This window comes from Streptomyces sp. NPDC089915 (assembly GCF_040684675.1).
GTDB lineage: Bacteria > Actinomycetota > Actinomycetes > Streptomycetales > Streptomycetaceae > Streptomyces.
The window spans coordinates 1-1,129 of the sequence record NZ_JBFBGN010000410.1; the positions used below are offsets into that span (position 1 = coordinate 1).

General features: G+C 71.7%; 1 protein-coding gene and 1 pseudogene. One reads left to right on the forward strand and one right to left on the reverse strand.

The window, feature by feature from the left end:
• Positions 1 to 337: cytochrome c oxidase assembly protein (locus AB0O29_RS36240; RefSeq protein ID WP_365160800.1), on the forward strand; the 337-nt coding region annotated here is incomplete at its 5' end.
• 28 nt (positions 338 to 365) lie between these two features.
• Here AB0O29_RS36240 and AB0O29_RS36245 read toward each other — a convergent pair.
• Positions 366 to 1,129, reverse strand: a pseudogene (locus AB0O29_RS36245) (S41 family peptidase); the annotation flags it as partial.

Here is a 1,129-nt window from a genome sequence, read left to right on the forward strand (position 1 = left end):
CGCCGTCATGACCCACGGCGCCCTGATCGCCGGTGCCTGGTACGCGCACCACGCACCGTCCTGGGCGCCGGACGTCCAGCGGGAGCAGCAGGTCGGCGGCGGCGCGATGATCGGCGTCGCCGAGCTGGTCACCGTGTGCTTCCTGCTCGTGATCCTGGCGCAGTGGTTCCGTACCGAACGGGACCAGGCCCTCGTGCTCGACCGCCGCCTGGAGACCGAACTGGTCCCCGCGGCGGCCGCCGTGCCGGGGCAGGAGCGGAACCCGGACCTGGTACGTCCCTGGTGGGAGACCGAGGGCGGCGAGGTGGCCGACCGGATCCGGCAACGGCGGCCGTAGGCCGTGTCTCCACGCGGAATCAGCCGCCTCAAGCGCCACCGTGCCGATGGTGAGGGCCCTGATCCCGCAGGACCTGCACGGCCCGGTCGAAAGCCGAGTCCTTGTTCCGGCCGAACTCCTCCGGGGTGAAGACCGGCTCCGTGAGGTGCGGCGGGATGCCCGCGCCGTCGTACGTCCTGCCCGAGCGGGTCAGCAGCTCCTCGTTCGGCAGCCAGACCGACATGCCGCCCGGGAGCTTGCGCTCCATGACGTCCGAGAAGACGCCCTGCGTGGGCTGCCCGATCCGCACGGTCCGGCCGGGCCGGTCCATGAGGGCCTGGGTGAAGGTCTCGCCCGCGCTGACGGTGGAGCCACCGGTCAGTACGGCGACCGGTCCGGTGTAGCGGGAGCCCTGGGCGGGGGTGACGTACAGATCCGCAGGTAGCCCTGCCCGCCGGGGAGGTCGGCGTAGGTGATCCGGCCGGCCGCGAAGTCCTGGAGGTTCCGGGCGTCCTTGAGGTCGCGCTCCACCACGAACCGCTTGACCTTGGCGTCGAGCTTCCCGTCGGGCTGGACCGTGCCGGGGCGGCCCTGGGCGAAGCGCCGGTCGGGGAAGCCGTCGTGGTCGGCGTCGACGTCCCAGACGGCCACGTGGGCGTCGTGGAGCGGCTCGACCATCTCGCCGAAGAGGGTGAAGAGTTCGTCCGGGGTCGTCCCTTCGTGGACCATGGGCCGGTACCGGTCGCGTACGGCGTGCCAGTCGATGCCCTTGGCGGCGAAGAAGGGGTAGTTCTCCTCGAAGGACTGCCAGAA